The organism is Streptomyces sp. UNOC14_S4 (assembly GCF_020740835.1).
Classification (GTDB): Bacteria; Actinomycetota; Actinomycetes; order Streptomycetales; family Streptomycetaceae; genus Streptomyces.
Window position 1 is genome coordinate 1 of sequence record NZ_JAINFC010000610.1, and the last position, 4,057, is coordinate 4,057.

General features: G+C 75.5%; 4 protein-coding genes. 1 reads left to right on the forward strand and 3 read right to left on the reverse strand.

The genetic code is table 11. The features are described 5' to 3' along the window. A partial coding sequence (locus K6I34_RS33005) for a hypothetical protein (protein WP_229331721.1) occupies positions 1–1,258 on the forward strand: 1,258 nt, incomplete at its 5' end. An 84-nt stretch (positions 1,259–1,342) separates the two neighbouring features. On the opposite strand, the gene K6I34_RS33010 is transcribed toward K6I34_RS33005, so the two are convergent. The 3 genes from K6I34_RS33010 to K6I34_RS33020 form a co-directional block, all read right to left on the reverse strand. Next, complete coding sequence (locus K6I34_RS33010) at positions 1,343–2,014, reverse strand: O-methyltransferase (RefSeq protein WP_229331722.1); 672 nt, start codon at positions 2,012–2,014, stop codon at positions 1,343–1,345. 65 nt (positions 2,015–2,079) lie between these two features. Next, positions 2,080–2,886, reverse strand: a complete 807-nt coding sequence (locus K6I34_RS33015; protein ID WP_229331723.1) for an HAD family hydrolase — start codon at positions 2,884–2,886, stop codon at positions 2,080–2,082. Continuing rightward, a partial coding sequence (locus K6I34_RS33020; protein ID WP_229331724.1) for a cysteine protease StiP family protein occupies positions 2,883–4,057 on the reverse strand: 1,175 nt, incomplete at its 5' end. The genes K6I34_RS33020 and K6I34_RS33015, both read right to left, overlap by 4 nt.

Genomic DNA, 4,057 nt, shown 5'->3' on the forward strand with positions numbered 1-4,057 from the left:
CTTCTCCGGCGGCGGCACGCGCCGCTGGGGCCGGTCCCGCGGCGAAGGACAGCGCGCCGAGGCCCAGGCCGCGAAGGACGCCGCGGCCACCGCCTTCTACGAGCTGGACACCGCCCAGCGCGACCTGCGGATCTCCCTGGAGACGATCACCGCGGTCGATCCCTCGCCCGCCGCCCGCAAGGCGGCCGCCGACTTCGAGGCGTTCGGGCGGCGCGTCGACGAGGCGTCCGGGGCGTACATCGGCGCCGTCGACGCCCACGACCTCGACCGCGAGGACCTGGACGCGGCCACCGCCGCCCGCGCGCGTACCGAGCTCACCAGGGCCAAGGACGAGCTGGTGCGGGTCAAGGCCGACCTGGAGCGGTTCGGGGAGAGCCTGGGGCCGCTGCTGCGCCGGGCGGAGGAGCAGCTGGCCCGGCTCGCGCCCGCCGTGGAGCGGGCCCGGCAGGGGCTGCGCGCCGCGAGCGACGCACTGGACGGCGTACGGGCCTCCGGGCTGCGCGCCGACGATCTCGCCGCCCGGCTCGCGGCCCTCTCCCCCGAGCTGACCAGGCTCAACCAGGGCGCCGGGCAGCACGGCGTGCAGGAGACGATCGACCGCGCCGAGCGCGTACTGCGGGATGCGGAAACGATCCGCGCCGACGCCGAGGGCCTGCCGCGGAAGGCCGCCGACCTCGACAAGCGGCTCGTCTCGCTGCGCACCCGCGCCCAGGCGATCGCCAACCGCGCCGGCGAGGTCGAGCCCGTCCTCAGCGAGCTGCGCCGCCGCTACAGCGCCGCGTGCTGGCAGGACCTCCAGCGGGTGCCGGAGGAGGCGGCCCGCGCGACCGCCCAGGCCGAGGAGAAGCTGCGGGAGGCGCAGACCGCGCGCGACGAGCAGCGGTGGCCGGACGCGCTCTCCCGGCTCGCGACCGTGCGCGCCCTGCTGAGCACCACCGACGAGTCGGTGTCCGCCGCGCGCGACCGGCTGCGGCGGCTGGACGAGGTGTCCTTCGACCACCAGCAGGAGGTCGAGCGGACGCGGTTCGCGCTGCGGGACGCGCAGCGGCTGGCGATGGCGGGCCGCAGCACGCCCGACCCGCGCCACGCCGGGCCCCTCGACGAGGCGGTGGCGCGACTGGACCGGGCGGTCGCCGGGCTCCAGGGACGGCACCCCGACTGGTGGCATTTCCTGCAGGAGACGGAGGCCGTGCGGGAGACGGCGGCGCGGGTGGTGCAGGAGATCCGCCAAGCGGCAGCACAGAAGGCGGCCCCGTAAGGGGCGCGGGGCTGCATCGATGTGCGGCTCCGCCGCGTGGGCGCGAGCAACCCCCACCGGCCCGCAGACAAAGACGGCTGTCGGCTACGCCACCCGGCACGCGAGCGTCAGCCCGTCCGCCACCGCCAGCATGACGGAGTCCATCCGCTTGTCCGCCGCCGCATGGGCGTTGAACCGCTCGACGTGGTGGCCCATCGTGCCCGGGACCGGGTCGAGGACCGTGCCGCCGAAGAGGACGTTGTCGACGACGATCAGGCCGCCGGGGCGCAGCCGCGGCACCAGCTCCTCCCAGTAGGTGATGTAGCCCTCCTTGTCGGCGTCGATGAAGGCCAGGTCGATGTGCGGCTCGGCGGGCATGGCCCGCAGGGAGTCGGCCGCGGGGGCGATGCGCAGGTCGATACGGTCGGCCACGCCGGCCTCGGCCCACGCGTCGCGCGCGTACGCCGTCCACTCCGCCGAGATGTCGAGCGTGACCAGCGTGCCGTCGGCGGGCAGCGCCTCGGCCATGGCCAGGGAGGACAGGCCGGTGAAGGTGCCGACCTCCACGATGTGCCGGGCGCCGGTGAGGCGCACCAGGAAGGCCAGCAGCGGGCCCTGTTCCCGGGCGATCTGTTTGACCGCCACGCCGGGCAGCTTGGTGTGGGTGAGGTCCACGAGGCGGCGCTGCACCGGCGGGAGCGGTGGATTGTGCGCGAGCACGTAGTCGTACAGCTCGGGGGTCATCCGGACGCCCTTGAACTCGGCGAACTCAGCCATGCGTTCCTCCTCGCGATTCCCTGTGACCGACGGGGAGGCCATGGCGGTCCGGCCCCCGAACGAGCCTACGCCGTTGCCTTGTTGAACGCCGTGAGGATTTCCTCCCCCGCCAGCACGCCCCGCGTCGCCAGGGCCGTGACGTGCGGTGCGGTCCAGCCGGTGTCGGCGAGCTCGCCGTGGCCCGGCCGCCAGCCGCGGTCGGCGGCCATGAGCAGGTCGGCGTCGAGCAACGAGTCGCCCGCGCCGAGCACTTCGGCCGCGCCCGTGCGGCGCGCGACCTCGGTGACCGCGGCGCCCTTGGTGAGCGGCCGCGGCACGGCGTAGACCTTGCGGCCCTGCACGGAGACCGACCAGCCGCGGGCGTCGGCCCACGCGGTCAGCTCGTCGACCCACGCGGCGGGCAGCAGGGGCCGGTCCACCACGAGGTAGACGAAGAGGTCCTCGGCGGCGCGCGGTGCCTTGAGCAGCCAGCCGGGGTCGGCGGCGCGCTCCAGGTGCGTACGGACCTCGTCGAGCCCCGCGCACTCGGCGGCCAGCGTGCGCTCGACGCGCCGCCGCCAGTCGCGGTCCGGCTCGCCGCGTACGAGCAGTTCGCCGCCGTTCGCGCAGATCGCGTACTCCGGCGTGGGGCCGGGCAGCCGGACCCTGCGGTACTGCTCGCGGGTGCGGGTGGTGGTGGGGACGAACACGGCGGCCCGGCCCAGGGCGTCGAGCAGCCCGGCGGCGGTCTCCGTCATGTACGACAGGGGCTTGCCCTCGTACGTCTCGACGCAGAGCAGGCGCGGCGCGCGGGCGTCCGGCATGCCCAGGGCGAGGGCGGCGGAGGAGTAGATGAGGGTGCGGTCGAGGTCGCTGGCGACGAGCAGGGTCACCGGGCCACCGCCGTGCCGTCGGCGCCGGTCGCGCCGCGGGTGTAGCGGGGGTGGATCAGGCCGACGCACGTGTACGGCAGGCCGTCCGTCTCCTCCACGGGCACGCCGCGCTGGGCGGCGAGCAGCCGTACGTGGTCGAGGTCGGCGCCCGCGCCGCGCTGCGCGAGGATCTTCCACGGGACGCGGCGCAGCAGGACGCGGGTGGTCTCGCCGACGCCGGGCTTGACGAGGTTGGGGTCGTGGATGCCGTACTCCTCGCTGATGCGCTCGACGGCCTCCCAGCCCGCCCAGGTGGGGGTGCGGTCCGCCGCGGCCAGCTCCTTGGCGTCGAGGGCGACCTGCTCCTCGACGTCCGGGAAGCAGGCGGTGACGGCGTCGAGGAAGGCGCGCGAGACATCGGCGTCCGCGAGCTCGCGGTAGAACTTGGCGCCGTGGAAGTCGTGCGGGCCGACGAGGTCGGAGCGCAGGACCGTGCGGGATATCAGGCCGGAGACGGTCGAGTTGAGGCAGGCGGACGGGATGAGGAAGTCGTCGCGCGTGCCGTACGTCTCCACGCAGTGGCCGGGGTCGGCGAGGACCGCGAGCCGGGGGTCGAAGCCCCCCTGTCCGGCGAGGGCCCCGTGCTCGGCGAGGGCCTCCGCGAGCTCGCGGGTGATCGCGCCCTTGCCCGTCCAGCCGTCGACGAACACGACGTCGGCCGGGTCGTGGCGGTCGGCCAGCCAGCGCAGGGCGGTGCGGTCGATGCCGCGGCCGCGGACGATGGAGACGGCGTAGTGCGGCAGGTCGAGGCCGTGCGCGTGGCGGGCCCAGCGGCGCATCAGCACGCCGACGGGCGTGCCCGCGCGGGCCAGCGAGACGAGCACCGGGCGGGGTGACCGCTCGGCCAGCACGGTCTCCGTGACGGCGCCGACGGCCCGGGCCACGCGGGCGGCGGAGACGCCGAGGGCGGCCTGGAAGAGGGCCCGGTACTCGGCGCTGGGCTGGTACTCGACCGGCAGGGACTCCGCGTAGTGCGCGCCGCCGCGCTGGATCGCCTCCTCCCGCTCCTCGACCGGGGCTTCGAGCGTGACCGGGGAGAGGTCCTGGAGCAGCCAGCCGACGTCCTCGGGCTCGTACGAGGAGAACGCGGGGCCGCGGAGCGGTTCCGGCATGTGCGGGGCCTTCGGGGCTG